A 16,992-nucleotide genomic window follows, 5' to 3' on the forward strand; every position below is an offset into this window, starting at 1 on the left:
CAACGGATTTCCTCATTCATGTATTTCGATCCGCCGTTGCTCCCCGCCGTCCTTGTCCAGCGCTACAAACGCTTTCTCTTCGATGCGGTGCTGGAAGACGGAAGCGCCATTACCGGCTCGTGCCCCAATACCGGCTCCATGCGCGGCCTGACCGCACCGGGTTCGCGCATCTGGTTGTCGCAGCATGACAGCCCGACGCGAAAATACCGGCACATGCTGGAAATGGTGGAGGTCGGCGATACGACCATCGGCATCAATACCGGCCTGCCCAACCGGCTGGCCGAAGAGGCAATCCGGGCCGGGCAGGTTTCCGATCTTCATCTCTATGCAAAGGTCGAGCGCGAACGGAAATATGGCCGCAATTCGCGCATCGACCTGCTTTTGAGCGACCCGCAACGCGGGCTCGCCTATGTCGAGGTGAAGAACGTCCACTTCAGCCGAATCCAGGGCCTTGCGGAATTTCCTGACAGCCCGACCAAACGCGGCGCAAAACATCTCGAGGAACTGGGCGATATGGTCGAGATGGGCCATCGCGGCATCATGGTCTATCTCATCCAGCGCGATGACTGCGACCGCCTCTCGATCTGCGCGGAATTCGATCCGCTCTACGCCAGTGCCTTCCGGTACGCGCGACAGCGCGGCGTCGAAGTCTTTGCCGTCCAATGCCGGGTTTCGCCGCAGCAAATCGTCCCGGCCGGCCTGATCGCCATGGACGAACCGGCCCTTGCTGATCTATGACAACAGGCAAAGACAAACGAAAGCCCCGTAATGGTAACCTATATCGAAGCGGCCTCCGCGCCTTACAAGAACACCGGCGCCATCCGCCTTTATACGCCTGACGATTTCGCCGGCATCAAGCGTGCCTGCCAGCTGACGGCCCGTTGCCTCGATGAATTGGCAAGCCGCGTGCAACCGGGCGTCACCACGAATGAGATCGATCGCTTCGTCTTCGATTTCGGCATGGATCACGGCGCCCTGCCCGCGACGCTGAACTATCGCGGCTATATGAAATCCTCCTGCACCTCGATCAACCACGTCGTCTGTCACGGCATTCCGGATGAGAAGCCGCTGCGCGAAGGCGACATCGTCAATATCGACGTCACCTATATCGTCGATGGCTGGCATGGCGATTCCAGCCGCATGTATCCTGTCGGCGAGATCAAGCGCGCCGCCTATCGCTTGCTCGAGGTCACCCATGAATGCCTGATGCGCGGCATCGCCGCCGTCAAGCCAGGCGCGCGCACCGGCGCCATCGGGGAGGCCATCCAGAGCTTTGCCGAAGCCGAGCGTTGTTCGGTGGTTCGCGATTTCTGCGGCCATGGCGTCGGCCGGCTGTTTCACGATGCGCCCAATATCCTGCATTACGGCCGCGCCAATGAAGGCCCGGAAATGCGCGAAGGCATGATCTTCACCATCGAGCCGATGATCAATCTCGGCCGCCCGCATGTCAAAGTCCTGAGGGATGGCTGGACGGCCGTGACGCGCGACCGGTCGCTTTCGGCGCAATACGAACATGCGGTCGGCGTGACGGCCGAAGGCTGCGAGATCTTCACCCTGTCGCCGGCCGGGCTCGACCGGCCGGGGCTCACCGCTCAATAGGGTTTCCAATGGCCAAGCCCCCCTCTCCCGATGGCGAAGTTTTCCAGCCGGCCGACGAGAGGGGATTTTTTGCTGAGCAGGCACCCAAGCGTGCGGGCCTCAACATTGCCGCTACCCCATCCGACGACGCGCATTATCATGGCCACAGGGACCGGCTGCGGACCCGTTATCGGGATCATGGCGATACGGCGCTTGCGGACTATGAAATCCTCGAACTGCTGCTCTTCCGATTGATCCCGCGACGCGACACCAAACCGATCGCAAAAGCGCTGCTGGAGCGGTTCGGCACGCTGGCCGGGGTCTTCGGCGCTTCGCCTGCCCTGCTGCAGGAGGTCAAGGGGATCGGCGAGGCGGTCGCTTTCGATCTCAAGCTGGTTTCCTCCGTCGCGCACCGGACCCTGAAAAGCGAACTCAAAGGCAAGCAGGTGCTTGCCTCCTGGTCCTCGGTTATCGATTACTGCCATGCGGCAATGGCGCACGAAATACGCGAACAGTTTCGCATTCTGTTCCTCGACAAGCGCAACGCCCTGATCGCCGACGAGGTGCAGCAGACAGGCACCGTCGATCACACCCCGGTCGGAAGAATGCGAGCTATTTCACATGGGGCAGATTTACAACCCGTTGTTTTTACAGGCTTTTAGGGCGAATTCCGCCAGCAGTCAGCCTGCTTTACCCCCTCGACTGCCAATAAAAGTGCCAATTATTCGCGCTTGCACTACTTCCCCATTACAAGCCTCAAGAATTTGGAATCATTTCAACTTCTGTAATGATTACAATGGGTTGCGCAACATATCGGTTGACGCCACTGCTTTTATGGGCTATAGTCTCTTTCATCATCCCAAATTTTCATTCTTGCGACGGCTCGCCATGAGCCGTCCGCACCTTATTGCGATTTAACAACATGAAAGCAGCAACCGAAAAAGCAAAGACGCCAAAGTACCTATTCAAGCGCGGCAACCAGTATACGTACATCCGTAACATTCCGCCTCGCCATCGTCACTTGTTCGAGAACCGTCGACAGGTATCGAAGTCGTTGGGTCCGGACTTCACGCAAGCCGTGATCGACCTCGAAACATGCAAGCGGGATCATGAAGCGGCACTTGCTGGCAATGGCAAGGTTAAGACCGTTTCATATGATGAACAGTTGGAACGCGCCGAACAATTTGGCATCACCAGCAAAAGCTCTGCTCAAATCCGTTTGGATACTATGGAACAACAAATGGCTGAGATGGCACAACGTATCCGAATTGCGTATTTCATCGATAATCCCACTCACTTGGATGCTGTCACGATTATTGGCGCGACGAAGGAACCGGCACTTCTGATCATGAAGGCATTTGAGATTTATCAAGAACTCGACCATCAATTCACTCTCAATCTGCGTGAATGGGATGCGAAGCAAAAAATCAAGCGGTACGAAAATGCGATGAAGGACTTCATTGCCCGCTGTGGCGACATCGACGTTCTTACGATTGATGAGACGATAGCAGAAACATACGTCAATTCGCTTTGGACCGATGTTCTCGACGCCAGCAAGAAGTTTGGGTCAGATCACGCGAACCGTCGAATTACCCAAGTCCGAAAGGTACTGAAGCTTGTATTGGATAAACGCTACAAGCGGAAGTTCACTGCCCTTGATGGACATAGCATCAAGCTCAAAGTTAGCGATGCTGGCAAGCGACTTCCATTCACTGAAGCCGAAGTCAGGGCAATTTATGCCGCATTGCCAACGGCGGATATGTCGGACCAAGCCAAGGCAATGATCCAAATTGCGCTCATCACCGGATGTGGTCCCAAGGAATTGTGCTGGATCACGAAAGAGGACCTCAGACTAGATGCGAAGACGCCGTTCATGAAGATCGGTCCCAATCGTCTTCGCGCTCAGGTCAAGTCAGGGGAAGATCGGCATAGAGATTTGCCAATAGCGACCGACGAAGGCGTGAAGCTGTTGAAGCAATTTCCGGATGGCTTCACCCTGTATCAAGGGGATAGAGGACCATCGATACTGAACGGCGAACTTTCACCGTTCTTCCAAGCGGTAACACCCGGCAAGTCATTCTACTCGGCACGCCATCGATTGGACGACCTGATTAAAACAGCAAATATCGATCTTGGCATCAAGGCTGCAATCTCCGGTCACTCGCTCGGCGGGCGTCTACTATATTATGGAAAATCAGGAAACGGTTACACACTCAAAGATAAGAAGGAGGCTCTTGTTAAAGCCCTTGCGGCTGCACCTAAAAAAGAAGAACACGAAAACGAACAGCTTAACATCAACCCGTAAGAAATATGACCGAATTGAAAATCTTTTATATATTATGTGACACGTCATCATTTCCCATTTTGGAAAATCTTTATATCAATGACTACCCTAGAAACGCTTGTCTACGACGATAAGGCATACAAGGAATACTTCGCTGGATTCAGCAAAATCATAAAGTGGTCGAAGGACTTTGGCTATCTGGATGCCGCCATGGACCATATTAAAACACGAAACGAACATAAGGCGGCTGTTGACTCACTTCGCTAACAGATTGAAATCGTTATTAAAAAGCGAATGATTCATTGCATCGAGACAATGCACGAACAACGATAATGACAATCAGGAAAGGCATCAAAATGAAACGAGCAACAAGATATATCGCGAGTGTAACGCTTCTCGGTGTCGTCCTGTTCTACCTTACCTATGTTGGCGCATTCAACAAGGACACGTATGAGGCTGTTGCCTCATACAAAACATCAGCAATCAATGCGGTTGTGACCAATCTTCAGTTACCTTGTGATCGTCTGATGAATGTCGGCATGGGAGATTATTGCCACGTCTACTTCGAAGACGGCTTTTCCGTCCGAATATCACCGATTGAGGGAGACATCTGGCAATACCAAAACCAAGCAGAAATGACTTGCGCTCATAAGGCAGCGGAATTCAAAAAGAGCATCGAACACGCACCAGCATGGCAGCAACGGGCAATGGTAAGGGATCGGGTTGAGATTCGTTGCATCCTCACTTCAGACGCAACGTAATGGCGATTTCATTCAACAACACAATTTCACATAAAGGATATCTAATATGATAGCGTTTAACTGGTTTAGGGAAAGAAACGACTTCAACCTTAGACATGCGCAAGACTTTTTGCAGAAGGCTGAAACAATCTTGGATAATGCTGTTGGCGACGTTGAAAGCAGCTATGCGGACGAGGCAGCTAAATCTGCGAAGAAGGCTGTTCGCTCGTTCACCGACGCGCTCGCTGCCGGTGACACAGAAGAAGGGTGGAAACTGGAAAAAGAGGGGCTGGAAAGCATCTATCAGTGGGCAACCGAGTTTAAGCTATCCGAACAAGCCAGAGCTTACTTTGCGTAAAGCCCCAAAGCTTTAACGGCGATAAGAAGCGGCAGATTGGTAAGACGTTCACCAATCTGCCGTGAAAAGGCCCAATGAAGAATGACTGGACTGTGGTCAGGATCATCGAAATGCTTATCGTTGATCAGTCATCTACCGAGAGCGGGCAAAGTTCAGCAGCGCCAACGGTAACGGCTTTCGCCGATCCACCACAATTATAGAAGCATATTTTGTTCATTCCGCTGACCTGTTCGCCAGACTTGAAGCACATCATCGCAACTTGAGGGCCTTCAGCAGGCGCATTCAACGTTCCCGGGTTTGCCATTGACGATGAGACAACGGCAGCAAGAAAAACAATATTCATTTAGCTTCCCCTCATATAATCAAGCCACTGTGGAACATTCGTGGCATCAGAACAAGTAGGGGTTGAGGAACGTTTTTGGTGCGGTTACTCGCCTGAAGGCAACTCTTTGACCAGCTGCAAACGGTTGTCATTTTTTAGCTCGATCACACCTTTTCGCTGAAGCCAAAACAGCCCATTGACGATGTCGTCTTGTGTGTACGGGTTCCCCACAAGAGGAACGCCTATTTCGTACATGCCAACAGGCTTGTCCGGAGTAGCGCCGATCCGGCGCAGAACATCAACAATGGCTTCGCTGGCTGCGATCATAGCGGTACATCCCTAGACGGATGTTCCAACTTTGTTCCCTTTGTGGGCAAGAGTCAATCGGATCAGGGCAGGATCAGTTCCTAGCCTTTCGCCATCCTGCCGCCCTCGCCTCATCTTCCGTGCAAAACCAGCGCTCGCCATATTGCGGGCTGATCTTCGTCGCGGCGTAGTATTCCTGCCCGGCAACGTGAAAAATCTTCTCACGCGAATTGATACTGATGTTGCCTTTGATCGAACAGCCTTGGGCTATCGCGGTGACCGATGAGATGTTGCCGACACTGTAAACGCCAGCGACAACGATGGCGACCAAACCTAGAGCGACTCCCGGTGCTTCACGAATGAACGACCGACGAACCGGCTTTGTCTGAAACTGGCGATGACGCATCGACTAATCTCCATTTCCCGCTAGGATAGCAGACGAATATTTATGCGTGTTTTAGGAGATCATTAAAAATGGTGATTTCGGTGGACGATAACGCTGGCGATATTTGTAGCAGAAATAATGTAGAACCAGTTGGACTCAAACGCCTATACGGTAACGGTCGAAAAGCCAGCACATCGGGTAAACGCACAGCATGAGCAAAATCTTTATCAGTCACGCGGTCGCAGACAAAAAATTAGCAACTCTGCTTGTGGACTTCTTAAAGGAGGCAATCGGCGTGCCAACGGATGAAATTTTCTGTTCCAGCGTTGCCGAAAACGGCATACCTTTGGGTGAAAACTTCAACGACTATATGAAGTCGCGGATCGAAGCGCCCGCGTTAGTGATTCTGCTGATGACACCGTCCTACCTTGAGAGTAAATTTTGCTTAATGGAACTCGGTGCCACATGGTCCCGCTCGCTAGACCGGCTACCAATCGTTGTGAAACCGGTAGCTTTTGATGAAGTGACCCGAACTCTTGGGTTGGTTCAGGCGTGGGACATATCCGACCAAAACGGGCTGGTGAAACTTCGCGATAAAATTCGCCATTCCGCGATTTCGCTAGAGAACCGTAGCGACTCTACATGGGATCACAAGAGAGAGGCGTGGCGAAGAAACCTCCCCCGAATCTTGAGAAACAGCCCTAAGTCTCGCTTAGTCAGCGTTGCCGCTCTGGAAGAAGCAAATGCGACAGTTGAACAGGCGAATGCCGAGCTGCAGGATGCACGCGCCGGAAGTGCACGCATGGAAGCTGAAGTCGTGAGCCTGAAACATGAGCTGGTCCAGACACGACAGAGATTAGACGCGCTATTAACCGATGTAGAAGGAGTGGTGAAGGACGGAAGGCGACCAACCTTTGTCATACTAGAGCCGGACAGCAAGATTGCCACGGATATCCATCTTCTTTTGATGACCAACGACTATGTTTGTGTCGGACTGGCAGGAGATGGGGCGGAAGCGCTGGTGGTAGGTGAAAGAACCAGACCTGACTTCTTGATAACAGAAGTTGCGTTGCAGTCAGGCCCGACACAAGGACTCCATATTGCCCGCCACTTTCAACAGCAGTGGGGGACAGTTCCCATATTTCATACGCGATATCCGGAACGACTCCTCACGAATGAAAGACCGTTTCCGGCATATCTCGTCACAAAACCCTATAATGCAACAAAGCTCATATTAGAGCTTAAGAAAGCTTTGTCGGAAAAAGAAAAAAGCACAGCAGAACACGATAGCCGCTAATCCTTGCGATTTAGCACATGCGGCAAAAGAATGCCTTTAACGGCTCGTGGCTTTTTGAAGCTGATCTATCGATTTACCGAAAACGTCATTGGCGCGGGTTTCCATGTCATCGAGACTACCGCCACTCATCAAATCAAGTTCGTTGATCGCTGACCATTCGGCAGCAAATTCCGTTTCAGTATGCAGCATCCGTTCAGACAGGGCCTTGTTAGCCGTCGCCAGCTTTGCCGCATCAGCCAAGATCGTCTCAATTGTTCGTGTCTGCTCATCGACAGCGAGACGATAGGTCACCGTCTGTTGCTCAAGCAAGGCGATGTCCGCCGATGCGATCCGGTGATAGGCAAAGAAGCCACCGGAGACGGTCAAAAGCAGGACGATTAAGACGATGATGATGTAGAGATTGAACTGTTGAAGCATCCGCTATTTATGGTGGAATGGTGGATTTCGTGAGACAAGTTAAGCGGCTTCATTATTCATCTTTCATCACATCGCGAAGACGCCATGAAAGGTCTTCCAAGCGCTTCTCAAGCTCTGCTATCTTGATTTCCCCATGCCGCCCATTGGCGACTGTGAAAAAACCCACTAGGGCGGCAGCGGCAACTGGTCCGCTTTGACTTCCAAGAAACCAGATAAACGCACCGAAACAAAACGCGAGAAGCCATGTCTGTAGGCTGATCATAAATGGTGTCCAAGTTAGAGAGACGGATAAACAAAAAAGGTAGGAAGTTCTCGCTGTGGGCTGCTAATAGCGAGACAGAGTGAGTCCGCCACCGAAGCAGCGGACTCCTGTCGTCAAGCCCCGGAGACCGGTGCGACTTCCTTGAAGCGTTTGCCGGTATTAATTTCGCTGACCCGCCCGGGATTGATCCCAAACTTAGCCGCGATGTCGTGCTGCATCATATGCGTCTGAAGCAGCCACTTGATACGAGCAGCCATTTCAGGTGTTACCGGAGGAGATTTTCGTTTCATGGAAATTACCTTTCTGCGACATGTTGCGCCTTGTCGCTGAAGGGCGAAGACTGTAACCTCTCTCTTGTCTAGGGAGGGACTGCTACAGTCTCGCACTCAACAACTCGACGGACATTGTCCGCTTAGTTGACAATACAGCCGGTGCTTTTCTGAATTGAGAAGCACCGGTTGTGCTTCGATTCGAGAAGCACAAACGCAATGTAGCTTGGTTACAATTGGCGTTGAAGGTGAATCACCGATATTTTGCTGTCGCGGTTGGTTTACACAGTTGCCCTGTGGACAACGGGGACAGATATGCACACTCGCATCCTGCTTAGTCCTACAAGGTTCTTGCCGTGATGACGTTTCACGCGCCCGCCTCTCGACCTCGCCAGAACTCCCGCTGAAATCGTTTCGCTGCCGTAATGGTTCAACGTTGAACAATATCGGAACGTGATGGCGTTGCCTTTGCAGGCTGGTAGCTCTTTCCGCTCTTCCCGATCAACACAGCGAAGAGCGTGCAGATCAACAATGAACGATAACCTTCCATTATCGTTCGTAACTACAGGGTGTATAACGCTACCCTGAATTGCGTTTGGACGGCTCCCCTCGCCCGTAAGACTGGCTATCAGCAGACACAACGCGGCGACAAGTGGACGGCGACAGGCGTGGAGAGAGTTACGGCGCGGGTATGATCCAAGCCAATTGCCCGCAAACCCCTATGCCATAAGGCTTCCTGTCCATTTGCTTGAGATAAACGCACACATCGATGTAGCGGCATTGGTCATTGTACCATCCTGCACGAAAACGCATTATCTCGGTGCGTAACCTACTGAAATCACACATCTTTTTTAGCCGAAAATCAAGGAAATTCCACCCTACCACCCCCTGTGGGATTTCCGCAAATACTAATATGGCGGTCCAGCCGTTTTTTTTTGAAATAGAACTCCGGACCGCCCTACCATTCCCTGCGCTCGAAAGCCCCTGCCCTAAAAATTTTGATGAACGTTGCCAGACTTCCGGATGTGTCGAGATGAACGGCAGCTGATCGGTGGTGAAACACTACCAATGGTCACCTACTTCCTTCGGAAGATGTTCGCTCGCCTATCGGCTCACTCCATGGTAACTGGATTTCGAGATTGTACTCATCTGGAATACAAGCCGGTGGCGGAATAACCGAATATCCGCATTCCAACCGATTGGAAGTCGAAAAATTTGTCACTTTGTGTAGAGAATGAGTCTAAGAAACCTATAGGCTTACTATCTACAAAAACCGGTAAGTTTTTTCGACTATCCATAGGCTGGAATGCGATTTTTAGGTAATCGAATGAATTAATGAGATTGCCTAATTATATCAGTATAAAATATTTTCACGAAACCGGTCGAAATGACCAATTTGCAAATCCCAAAACGCTAAATAAAACATTGGAACGAAGCCGGTTGGACGCTTGGCTTATTTTTCCATAGGTCAAGACAATCGGTTAGTTCCGCAATCCTTAATGCCATTGAAAGAATTTGGTCAGAGGTCTCGCGAATGTCCAACCGGCGCGAGACCTTTTTCTATTTCAACTCTAAGGCAGAAAGGATTCATGTCACAACAATTACCGACAGTTCAATATGTTGATGCTCTCGTTGGTGCTCGAAAGACCACTCACACAATCGATTTTATCGCATCATCCCCCGCATCAGATAGATTTCTGATTGCCACTCCCAATACGAAACTTTCCAAAGAGACGACCAGTTCTCTCGTTGCCAAAGGCGTATCGGTCCTTCAGATCGACAGTGAAAACGGCATCAATTGCAAGCAAGCGCTGATTGCCGCTATCGGTGAAAACAAACACAAAGTCATCGTTGCTAACCTTGATGTCATCCTGAAGCTGAATCGCATCTACACAGCGAATTATCACCTTATCATCGACGAAATTCCCAACATCTATGAGTCGTTTTTCATAGATGGAATGGTGATTTCCAAGAATGATATTCGCAGGTATTTCAGCACGACGCCAACCAAGGAGACCGCCGATTTCTTGGATGTCAACATCACTCCCGAAGGCATCGATTTCTTAAACAAATGGCGAAAGGAACAGGTCTTCAGGCTGGACACGATAACTGACAAAAAAGGCAGAGAGAAACCCTCCCTGCCGAAAACGTTGGAAACTATGTGGTGCGAATATTTCCGCATGGTCATCGACACTGAATCGCACAACAGGTTCACTGATAGCGACGGCATCCGTCTTACATTCTACACTTTGTTGCAGCCATCGGTGTTTACCGGATTCAAATCCGTCACGATTATCGGTGCAAATTTCAAGGATAGCCTGCTTTACCTCGTTCATGAGAAGAACATTCGATTTGTCCCACACGGCTTCATCAAAGGCTTTTATGACGACCATTCACACAAATCTGATAATACCAAAATCTACTACTTTTCACATCGGGATTGCTCGAAAAGTTTGCTCGGTGGCAAAGAAGTAGGATTCCAGACCTTCTTTGACAAAGCCGCTACAATGATTGGCAGGATGTTCCCCGATAAGCGGCACATCTACACCATGAACCATCCTGATCTTGTGAGGGTGAACGGGAAGTGGACTCGACCAGCACCTTACCATTGGGCACTTGAGACCGGCAAAATGGTTTCGCCTGATCCGCGTGGCTGGAATGGTCTGGCTGACTATGACATGGCAATTCACATGGCAGCGCTGAACTACACGCCCATGGATTTTCATTTCTTCGATGACTTCCTGACCATCTCGCGTGACGAAGTTGTTCGTGCCAGCCAATTCGAGCGGATTTACCAGTTTTTGGGCAGAACCAGCTTGCGCGACTATGACCGCGTTTATCGGGAAGGCGAAGAACTGACCCTGATCGTGTTCGACCGTCAAACCGCCAAGCGGATGCAAGCGATGATTGGTTGCGGCGAACCGACCTTTATTGATCTTGGCATTGAGAAGCTTCAGGAAGACCAGCAGCTTCCATATGACGCGACGGCGGCTGCTACCGGTGCACAAGCCCGTTGGCGGGCAAATGAAGCCCAAAAGGCACGTATTGCCGATGATCAAGCCACACCACAGTATGAAGGCTTTGGCGCTCGTATCTGGTCAACTGGTGCTGACAAGGAACCGACTTATCAGACTTATGCTTTTGAAGACGTTGTCGAACTGATGGAACGCGCTGCCGAAATGCCGCTCAAGTTCAAGTCTGGTTGCTCGCAATTCCGAGAAGGTATGTTCAATTACCTCGACAAATCCGAAATCGCTGGAAATCTGACCTCATCGAAGATGCTGGCTTTCGACATTGATGACTCGATTCACAAGCCAGAAGCTATATCCGGCTATCTGGCGTCCTTGGGCATTACGAGTCTCATATACAACAGCTTCAGCCACAAGGGTTATCCATATCGTTTCCACGTCCTCATTCCATTGTCGCGGGCGGTGAATGAAGGCAATTATCGCCACATCTTCAAGGTGGTTCGTGCGCTGCTTGAAGCTCGGTTCGGAGAGAAAGAATTGCCGATTGAAGCCAAATACAGTTCAATCAACAAGTGGATTGCGATGCCATGCGAGTCCAAATTTGGGCAAGGATTTTTGATTGCCAAGCCTTGTTGGAAAAGCATCCTGACCAAAGAATATTCGTTCTTGGATGTTCAGGATTACCTCATTAGACAGGTGCCCAAAACGCCCGAACCGGAAAAGGCATCCGCCAAGGTTGAGAAGGTTGCACTTGGACCGGCTGACATCGATGCGATTGTTCGTGATATTGCCGCTGCTGCTGTTCCCGGCAACCGTGATGACGCCTTCAAGCAAGCTGGTATTGCGCTTGTTTATACCCATAAGGTTCCGGACCATGAGGCGATCCGCGCCCTTTCTGTTGCCGCAAAATTGCTTGGCAAAGATCGTGGGGCACCGACGCGGCTGGTACACAGTCTCAATCGGTCAAGGCAAACTGTCTTAACCGACCTTCTCACCGCCTGAAATCACAACTCAAAACACCGGAAAGGACATGACCCAACAAACGACAGCATCCAGACAGGCTCAAAATATAATGATCCACGACATTCCACGCCCTGTATTCAACATCGACGGCACCAATTTCCCCTCACCGCCCATAGAGGCGGGCATATACGCCCTTTTGTGTCGGAAAAATGGATCGATGTATGTCGGTTCTTCAACCGATCTAAAGACGCGCCTGCAAACCCATTTCGGGAAACTTCGCAACGGCGTCCATGAAAACTACAAGCTACATCAGCTTCATATGCAGTATCCGGACGAATGGGCTTGGATACTCCTTGAACCAATCGCGGATTTGAGCGCAACCGATATTCTTCGCTTGGAAAATGGGTACATCAAATCAGGGCTATTTGATTTGAATATCGATGAAAACCCTTGGGTACCCATGCGAAAAGCGAAATCCGCTACCGAAAAACGGGCAACACGTGTCAAGCCGCCTAAACCAGCGAGACAGGTCATTGCAGGCGTTTTCGCACTTACCTGCAATGCCACTGGCGAAAAGCTTGTTGTCCATTCTAAGGACATCGCCACGCGCCGCCGATCACACTTCTTAGATTTGGAGCGCCAAAGGCACATTAGTCCGCGTATGCAAGCTCTTTATAATGAGTATGGCGAAGACGGATTTTCACTTCAGGTGTTGGAGCTACTGGACGACCCGCAAGCGCGAATTGATGCAGCACAGCGCTACTACGACAGCGGTGAATACTCTCTCACGATCCGACAAGCCACCCTCACCGCCTAACCCCGAAATTTAGTCCAGGCCCTCACCGCTCGGAAAGCGACTAAATAACATGACAGAATGAAACAAGGAGAACACAACGAAATGATCATACTGACCACGTCCAAAATTCCCCAATCCGACACATCCAAAGAGAACCTATCGAAAGAGCCGACCAACCTGAAGACGTTAGTTGACCAACTGCACGGCAATACCGACACAAGCGACACGCACACGGTCAACTTCAAGACCGGCGAAGGAATTTCCGAAGTCAAGTTTCACCTTGCCAAGACGAAAGCGGTTGCAATCCTGAAGCATCTCCTACGGGCGATTCCTGATGAAGATAACCGCCGCTGGCTGGCTGAACAGCTGGTTGACAACCTACCCAAGAACTACATTGAAAACGGCGTCAATCGTGGTTTTCAGCACTACATTTAAGGCAAAGCCGTGAAAGCCATCACTGTCGGCATCGTCGAAGCACTAACCCTCACCATTATCCCAACGAAAAAAGGCGGCACATCAGTAGCCGCCTTTCGTACATCCATCATATCGGTGGTTCAGTGCGCGGTTTTCAAAAGCGCGTCTACTAGGTCAGCTTGGCTTCTCTTGCCCTTTTGATAAGTCTCAATCAGAATTTTGGCTTCTTTGGTTGCCTGACTCCGGGGAACGCGATGGAGACTGCACCAGACGTTCAAAGTCTCTGTGAGCATTGACAAATCGCCGGGCGGAATTGCCTGAACATTGCTGTTCGTATCGAATAACGACATATGCCTGCCTCCATTCGTCGGTTTTGGAACAACATCAGCCTACGACTTTCGCCTGACGAATCAAGCCAAATTTTTGCGACAGATCGGCACAACGGGAAAAGGGCGGCACATCAGTAGCCACCCTTTTCAACCTTGCCATTAGTTCGGCTTTATCGCGTTTTGCTTCCGAAATGCAGGTAAAGCAGAATTACCAATGGAATCAATCCGGTCATAAACAGAGGTATCATCCCAACCGACACAACGAACATTAGTATTCGCTGATTGGTGTTGGTGTTGTTGTACCATTCCTGCATATCGTGGGCTTTCCGGTAAAATTCCGCTAGATCAGCTGCGCGGGCGCAAAGGGATGCTCAACACGTCGGTATCGACAGCGGCGGCTTTGGGTTCCCGCTTCTTGCGCGGCTTCTTGACAGCCGGTTCCTCGCCAAGCGGACCATTGTAGGCATTTTCGACCGCTGCCTGAAACTCGTTATCCGACCGAAGCGCTTCAGAAGCCTTATCCAGAACCGCAATCACTTCGTCTTTCGTCGGAATCTGGTAGGTGGTTTCCAGCTTGCCAAGCTTCAGCGAATAGCCGTTCCCGCTTTCTTTTACCCATGAGCGCCTTGTGAACTCGCCCTTTTCAAAGGAGGACTTAGCCGCGCTCAATCCTTTTGCAAAGGTCGAATGAGCCTTGTTTTCTTTCACTTCGTACTTTTTTGCCAAATCGAAAAACGAGACCATATCAAATTCCTTCCAAACGGTTTCTGTTCCTAAATAACCTCAAAAGGATTCCGTTCGAAAAGGCAAGACAAAACATTCATGAAGATTCAATTTTCCTTTCCGCGTGGTTACGAAGCGGACATGACAAAGGCACGCGAAGACAACGATTTTCATGCTTGGGTTGACGGCAAGTTCGGCGCTCGCATTCGTGATCTAATCTCGAATGATTTCACCATGGAAATCAGCGAAACGAATTTCATCGCAGATTTCGTTTATGAAGATGATGCGATTGCGTTCCTGAACCTCTTCGGAGGGCGGATCATTGGGTAACGCGACGGTACGCACACCAGATGAGAAAGAACGGCTAAAGAAAGTCGGTTTCCAGAAAGGACGCAAGAAGACAGGCGGCACGGTCGCAATTCCACCGGATGTCAAAGAAGCATTGAAGGCGCGAACCATCGATGCGGTTGAAACGCTCTATGACGTAATGCTGAATTCCAGCAACGACAATGCCCGGGTGAAGGCAGCTGCATACTTCCTTGACCCGTTTGTATCGAAGGCCCCGACGACTGTTGATGTGAACCACAAACATTCAATCGCTGACATGCTGGCTGAAATCAACCAGATGCGTTTGAAGGACGACAGCCGAAAGACAATCGACATCACCCCTATCGCTTCGCATGAAGAGGCGGATGCACTCCCACAGCTTCGCGTTGTTAGCCAAAAGGCGGCTAAGAATGTTTGATTGGGTAATCGCGGGATGTGTCGCGCTCTATGTCTGGCTTGGCGTGAACGGCTTTCCGCCGTCTTATATCCTTGCCGGGTTTCTCGGTTCAATCGTTAGGGCAATCGTCGCCAAAACAGGCACGATTTGGGAAAACCTCGCAGGCGGTTTCGTTGGGGCTGTCTTTGCTGCTTACCTCACGCCCGTTGCGGTTCTCATGTTGAGCATGCCAAGCGTTCCGCCTTATGCGGTTGCATTCTTCCTCGGCATGGTTGGCGTAGCGATTACGGAAACGATTATCGCCATCGGGAAAGACTACAAAAAGAACCCGGGCAAACTGAAAGAAGATTTCCGCGACCTTGCCCTTCGCTTGATCGGTCCAAAGGACAAGTGACCGAAAGCCGCTTCCATTAGGTCATTCTGCTAAATATCGGATGACAAAGAACACCGATTTTGAAGCACTTAAAGACCTTCTTGACCTCTATCGCAGCGATATCACCATATTCGCGAAACAGGTCTTTGACTCAACGCTCACCCCCAAACAGATCGAATTTTGCGAAGCGTTCCGGACGAAACGGACCATCGCCTTTCGCGGTGGCGTAGGTTTCGGCAAGACGCATGCGGAAGCTATCGTGACATGGTGGTCATTGATCACCCATGATCAGGTTCAGATTTCCATCTTCGGTCCGTCCGAACCACAGCTGAAAGGCGGCATCTACAAGGAACTACAGCTTCTCCATGCCCGAATGCATCCGATGTTCAAGGACGTGTTTGACGTAGCGGCAACCCGCATCAGCCGAAAAGTGAACCCCTCATCCTGCTTTGCTGAATATCGCCTTGCATCTGGCGACAGGCCCGACAACGCACGCGGTATCCATGCGACAAACAACTTCGTCCTCGTTGACGAAGCCAGCGGTATTGACGACGAGGTTTTTACCGGCGCTCTGTTGAACGTCCTGACTGACCCTAATGCCAAGCTGGTCCTTGTCAGCAACCCGTCAAGAGCTTCCGGCTTCTTTTGGAGATGTTTCAACGATCCGGACATTTCCGACCAGTGGACCCATCTTCATGGGCAGATGAAGGATAGTCCGCACTTTGATCCGGTAACCTTCGAACAGCTTGCCAAGAATTATGGCGGTGTCACGTCTCGACAGTACCGCGTCATGGTTCTCGGTGAATTCCCATTATCCGACGTAGACGGTCTGATTTCTCGCGAACACATTGAAACGGCTGTTGCTAACGAATGTGAACCAGCTGCGAATGTGCCGGTGATTTGGGGGCTGGACCCGGCTGGTGCTGGCAAGGACGCTTCGGTTCTCTGTATCCGGCATGACAACAAGCTTCTCGCCTTCCATGAGTGGAACGGGCTTGAACCGACCCAACTTTCCTACAAGGTTCGCGATCTTTTCGAGAAGACGCCAAAGCCCATGCGCCCGGCGATCATCTCGGTTGATGCTACAGGTCTTGGTAATGGCGTTGCGTCCAACCTGAAGGATTTCGGTCTACCGGTTCATTCCGCCATCTTTGCCGGAACCCCGACGCGCAACCCTGAAAAATACAGCCGTGTTCGTGACCAGCTGTGGTGGGAAATGCGCGAATGGATTCATTCCGAGAATGTGCAAATCCCCAATCATCAGAAGCTTATCGAAGAGCTTGCCACACCGACCTATGACGACAGTTCCGGCAAGATCAAGTTGGAAGACAAAAAGAGCATCAAGAAGCGTCTGACTGGTGGACGATCCCCGGACTATGCCGACGCCCTAGCCATCACGTTTGCCGTCTCTAAGACGCGCTATGCGTCAAAATACTCGTGGTCACAGCCCCTCGCCTACAGCAACCTACAAAGCTTCGAATGA

At 50.9% G+C, this 16,992-nt stretch carries 20 protein-coding genes and 1 pseudogene; 14 read left to right on the forward strand and 7 right to left on the reverse strand.

The window, feature by feature from the left end:
* Nucleotides 1–18 precede the first annotated feature (18 nt).
* The 6 genes and pseudogenes from sfsA (at nucleotide 19) to ASD31_RS14525 (ending at nucleotide 4,960) form a co-directional block, all read left to right on the forward strand.
* Complete coding sequence (gene sfsA, locus ASD31_RS14500; protein ID WP_056334954.1) at nucleotides 19–738, forward strand: DNA/RNA nuclease SfsA; 720 nt, start codon at nucleotides 19–21, stop codon at nucleotides 736–738.
* 30 nt (nucleotides 739–768) lie between these two features.
* Entirely contained in the window at nucleotides 769–1,599 is an 831-nt protein-coding gene (map, locus tag ASD31_RS14505; protein ID WP_056334957.1) for a type I methionyl aminopeptidase, read from the forward strand.
* 8 nt (nucleotides 1,600–1,607) lie between these two features.
* Nucleotides 1,608–2,213 (forward strand): annotated as a pseudogene (locus tag ASD31_RS14510) (JAB domain-containing protein); the annotation flags it as partial.
* 287 nt (nucleotides 2,214–2,500) lie between these two features.
* The gene (locus ASD31_RS14515) at nucleotides 2,501–3,883 is read left to right on the forward strand and encodes a tyrosine-type recombinase/integrase (RefSeq protein ID WP_056334962.1); all 1,383 of its coding nucleotides are present in this window, start codon (nucleotides 2,501–2,503) and stop codon (nucleotides 3,881–3,883) included.
* 335 nt (nucleotides 3,884–4,218) lie between these two features.
* Complete coding sequence (locus tag ASD31_RS14520; protein ID WP_056334965.1) at nucleotides 4,219–4,623, forward strand: hypothetical protein; 405 nt, start codon at nucleotides 4,219–4,221, stop codon at nucleotides 4,621–4,623.
* Between the two features lie 46 nt (nucleotides 4,624–4,669).
* Nucleotides 4,670–4,960 (forward strand): hypothetical protein, encoded by a 291-nt coding sequence (locus tag ASD31_RS14525; protein ID WP_056334968.1) that lies wholly within the window; start codon nucleotides 4,670–4,672, stop codon nucleotides 4,958–4,960.
* A 124-nt stretch (nucleotides 4,961–5,084) separates the two neighbouring features.
* On the opposite strand, the gene ASD31_RS26015 is transcribed toward ASD31_RS14525, so the two are convergent.
* The 3 genes from ASD31_RS26015 to ASD31_RS14535 form a co-directional block, all read right to left on the reverse strand.
* Complete coding sequence (locus ASD31_RS26015; protein WP_156392673.1) at nucleotides 5,085–5,303, reverse strand: hypothetical protein; 219 nt, start codon at nucleotides 5,301–5,303, stop codon at nucleotides 5,085–5,087.
* Between the two features lie 84 nt (nucleotides 5,304–5,387).
* Nucleotides 5,388–5,609: a hypothetical protein gene (locus tag ASD31_RS14530; RefSeq protein ID WP_056334971.1), complete on the reverse strand. Its 222-nt coding sequence runs from the start codon at nucleotides 5,607–5,609 to the stop codon at nucleotides 5,388–5,390.
* Nucleotides 5,610–5,682: 73 nt separating this feature from the next.
* The gene (locus ASD31_RS14535) at nucleotides 5,683–5,994 is read right to left on the reverse strand and encodes a hypothetical protein (protein ID WP_056334974.1); all 312 of its coding nucleotides are present in this window, start codon (nucleotides 5,992–5,994) and stop codon (nucleotides 5,683–5,685) included.
* Between the two features lie 190 nt (nucleotides 5,995–6,184).
* Here ASD31_RS14535 and ASD31_RS14540 point away from each other — a divergent pair, with 190 nt between their 5' ends.
* Nucleotides 6,185–7,270, forward strand: a complete 1,086-nt coding sequence (locus ASD31_RS14540; protein ID WP_056334976.1) for a TIR domain-containing protein — start codon at nucleotides 6,185–6,187, stop codon at nucleotides 7,268–7,270.
* A gap of 36 nt (nucleotides 7,271–7,306) precedes the next feature.
* Here the strand turns inward: ASD31_RS14540 and ASD31_RS14545 are convergent, their stop codons facing one another.
* The 3 genes from ASD31_RS14545 to ASD31_RS26020 form a co-directional block, all read right to left on the reverse strand.
* A complete protein-coding gene (locus tag ASD31_RS14545) occupies nucleotides 7,307–7,687 on the reverse strand; it encodes a hypothetical protein (RefSeq protein ID WP_056334979.1) in 381 nt (126 codons plus the stop codon).
* Nucleotides 7,688–7,739: 52 nt separating this feature from the next.
* Complete coding sequence (locus tag ASD31_RS14550) at nucleotides 7,740–7,949, reverse strand: hypothetical protein (protein ID WP_056334983.1); 210 nt, start codon at nucleotides 7,947–7,949, stop codon at nucleotides 7,740–7,742.
* Between the two features lie 113 nt (nucleotides 7,950–8,062).
* Entirely contained in the window at nucleotides 8,063–8,239 is a 177-nt protein-coding gene (locus ASD31_RS26020; RefSeq protein WP_156392674.1) for a hypothetical protein, read from the reverse strand.
* A 1,568-nt stretch (nucleotides 8,240–9,807) separates the two neighbouring features.
* On the opposite strand from ASD31_RS26020, the gene ASD31_RS14555 reads away from it, so the two are divergent.
* The 3 genes from ASD31_RS14555 (at nucleotide 9,808) to ASD31_RS14565 (ending at nucleotide 13,381) form a co-directional block, all read left to right on the forward strand.
* Nucleotides 9,808–12,189 (forward strand): hypothetical protein, encoded by a 2,382-nt coding sequence (locus tag ASD31_RS14555; protein WP_056334986.1) that lies wholly within the window; start codon nucleotides 9,808–9,810, stop codon nucleotides 12,187–12,189.
* A gap of 28 nt (nucleotides 12,190–12,217) precedes the next feature.
* Nucleotides 12,218–12,967 carry a GIY-YIG nuclease family protein gene (locus ASD31_RS14560; RefSeq protein ID WP_056334990.1) on the forward strand — a complete coding sequence of 250 codons (750 nt, stop codon included), beginning with the start codon at nucleotides 12,218–12,220 and terminating at the stop codon, nucleotides 12,965–12,967.
* Nucleotides 12,968–13,048: 81 nt separating this feature from the next.
* The gene (locus tag ASD31_RS14565) at nucleotides 13,049–13,381 is read left to right on the forward strand and encodes a hypothetical protein (protein ID WP_056334993.1); all 333 of its coding nucleotides are present in this window, start codon (nucleotides 13,049–13,051) and stop codon (nucleotides 13,379–13,381) included.
* Nucleotides 13,382–14,034: 653 nt separating this feature from the next.
* Here the strand turns inward: ASD31_RS14565 and ASD31_RS14575 are convergent.
* A complete protein-coding gene (locus ASD31_RS14575) occupies nucleotides 14,035–14,433 on the reverse strand; it encodes a hypothetical protein (RefSeq protein ID WP_056335000.1) in 399 nt (132 codons plus the stop codon).
* Between the two features lie 78 nt (nucleotides 14,434–14,511).
* Here ASD31_RS14575 and ASD31_RS14580 point away from each other — a divergent pair, with 78 nt between their 5' ends.
* The 4 genes from ASD31_RS14580 to ASD31_RS14595 are packed head-to-tail and all read left to right on the forward strand — an operon-like array spanning nucleotide 14,512 to nucleotide 16,992.
* Nucleotides 14,512–14,742 carry a hypothetical protein gene (locus ASD31_RS14580; RefSeq protein ID WP_056335002.1) on the forward strand — a complete coding sequence of 77 codons (231 nt, stop codon included), beginning with the start codon at nucleotides 14,512–14,514 and terminating at the stop codon, nucleotides 14,740–14,742.
* A complete protein-coding gene (locus tag ASD31_RS14585) occupies nucleotides 14,735–15,157 on the forward strand; it encodes a hypothetical protein (RefSeq protein WP_056335007.1) in 423 nt (140 codons plus the stop codon). Before ASD31_RS14580 ends, ASD31_RS14585 begins: the two co-directional genes overlap by 8 nt.
* On the forward strand, nucleotides 15,150–15,530 hold the full coding sequence (locus ASD31_RS14590; protein ID WP_056335010.1) for a hypothetical protein: 381 nt from the start codon (nucleotides 15,150–15,152) through the stop codon (nucleotides 15,528–15,530). The genes ASD31_RS14585 and ASD31_RS14590 overlap by 8 nt, the downstream gene beginning before the upstream one ends.
* Before the next feature lie 40 nt (nucleotides 15,531–15,570).
* The gene (locus ASD31_RS14595; RefSeq protein ID WP_056335013.1) at nucleotides 15,571–16,992 is read left to right on the forward strand and encodes a hypothetical protein; all 1,422 of its coding nucleotides are present in this window, start codon (nucleotides 15,571–15,573) and stop codon (nucleotides 16,990–16,992) included.

The sequence above is a fragment of the Rhizobium sp. Root482 genome (genome assembly GCF_001426565.1).
In the GTDB taxonomy this organism is placed as follows: domain Bacteria; phylum Pseudomonadota; class Alphaproteobacteria; order Rhizobiales; family Rhizobiaceae; genus Pararhizobium.

Coding starts and splice junctions, on each gene's coding strand:
- ASD31_RS14595 (WP_056335013.1), top strand. CDS start 15,571: ATGACAAAGAACACCGATTTTGAAGCACTTAAAGACCTTCTTGACCTC.
- ASD31_RS14575 (WP_056335000.1), bottom strand. CDS start 14,433: ATGGTCTCGTTTTTCGATTTGGCAAAAAAGTACGAAGTGAAAGAAAAC.
- ASD31_RS14525 (WP_056334968.1), top strand. CDS start 4,670: ATGATAGCGTTTAACTGGTTTAGGGAAAGAAACGACTTCAACCTTAGA.
- ASD31_RS14560 (WP_056334990.1), top strand. CDS start 12,218: ATGACCCAACAAACGACAGCATCCAGACAGGCTCAAAATATAATGATC.
- sfsA (WP_056334954.1), top strand. CDS start 19: ATGTATTTCGATCCGCCGTTGCTCCCCGCCGTCCTTGTCCAGCGCTAC.
- ASD31_RS14530 (WP_056334971.1), bottom strand. CDS start 5,609: ATGATCGCAGCCAGCGAAGCCATTGTTGATGTTCTGCGCCGGATCGGC.
- ASD31_RS14535 (WP_056334974.1), bottom strand. CDS start 5,994: ATGCGTCATCGCCAGTTTCAGACAAAGCCGGTTCGTCGGTCGTTCATT.
- ASD31_RS14515 (WP_056334962.1), top strand. CDS start 2,501: ATGAAAGCAGCAACCGAAAAAGCAAAGACGCCAAAGTACCTATTCAAG.
- ASD31_RS14540 (WP_056334976.1), top strand. CDS start 6,185: ATGAGCAAAATCTTTATCAGTCACGCGGTCGCAGACAAAAAATTAGCA.
- ASD31_RS14545 (WP_056334979.1), bottom strand. CDS start 7,687: ATGCTTCAACAGTTCAATCTCTACATCATCATCGTCTTAATCGTCCTG.
- ASD31_RS14555 (WP_056334986.1), top strand. CDS start 9,808: ATGTCACAACAATTACCGACAGTTCAATATGTTGATGCTCTCGTTGGT.
- ASD31_RS14550 (WP_056334983.1), bottom strand. CDS start 7,949: ATGATCAGCCTACAGACATGGCTTCTCGCGTTTTGTTTCGGTGCGTTT.
- ASD31_RS14590 (WP_056335010.1), top strand. CDS start 15,150: ATGTTTGATTGGGTAATCGCGGGATGTGTCGCGCTCTATGTCTGGCTT.
- ASD31_RS26020 (WP_156392674.1), bottom strand. CDS start 8,239: ATGAAACGAAAATCTCCTCCGGTAACACCTGAAATGGCTGCTCGTATC.
- ASD31_RS26015 (WP_156392673.1), bottom strand. CDS start 5,303: ATGAATATTGTTTTTCTTGCTGCCGTTGTCTCATCGTCAATGGCAAAC.
- ASD31_RS14565 (WP_056334993.1), top strand. CDS start 13,049: ATGATCATACTGACCACGTCCAAAATTCCCCAATCCGACACATCCAAA.
- ASD31_RS14580 (WP_056335002.1), top strand. CDS start 14,512: ATGAAGATTCAATTTTCCTTTCCGCGTGGTTACGAAGCGGACATGACA.
- ASD31_RS14520 (WP_056334965.1), top strand. CDS start 4,219: ATGAAACGAGCAACAAGATATATCGCGAGTGTAACGCTTCTCGGTGTC.
- map (WP_056334957.1), top strand. CDS start 769: ATGGTAACCTATATCGAAGCGGCCTCCGCGCCTTACAAGAACACCGGC.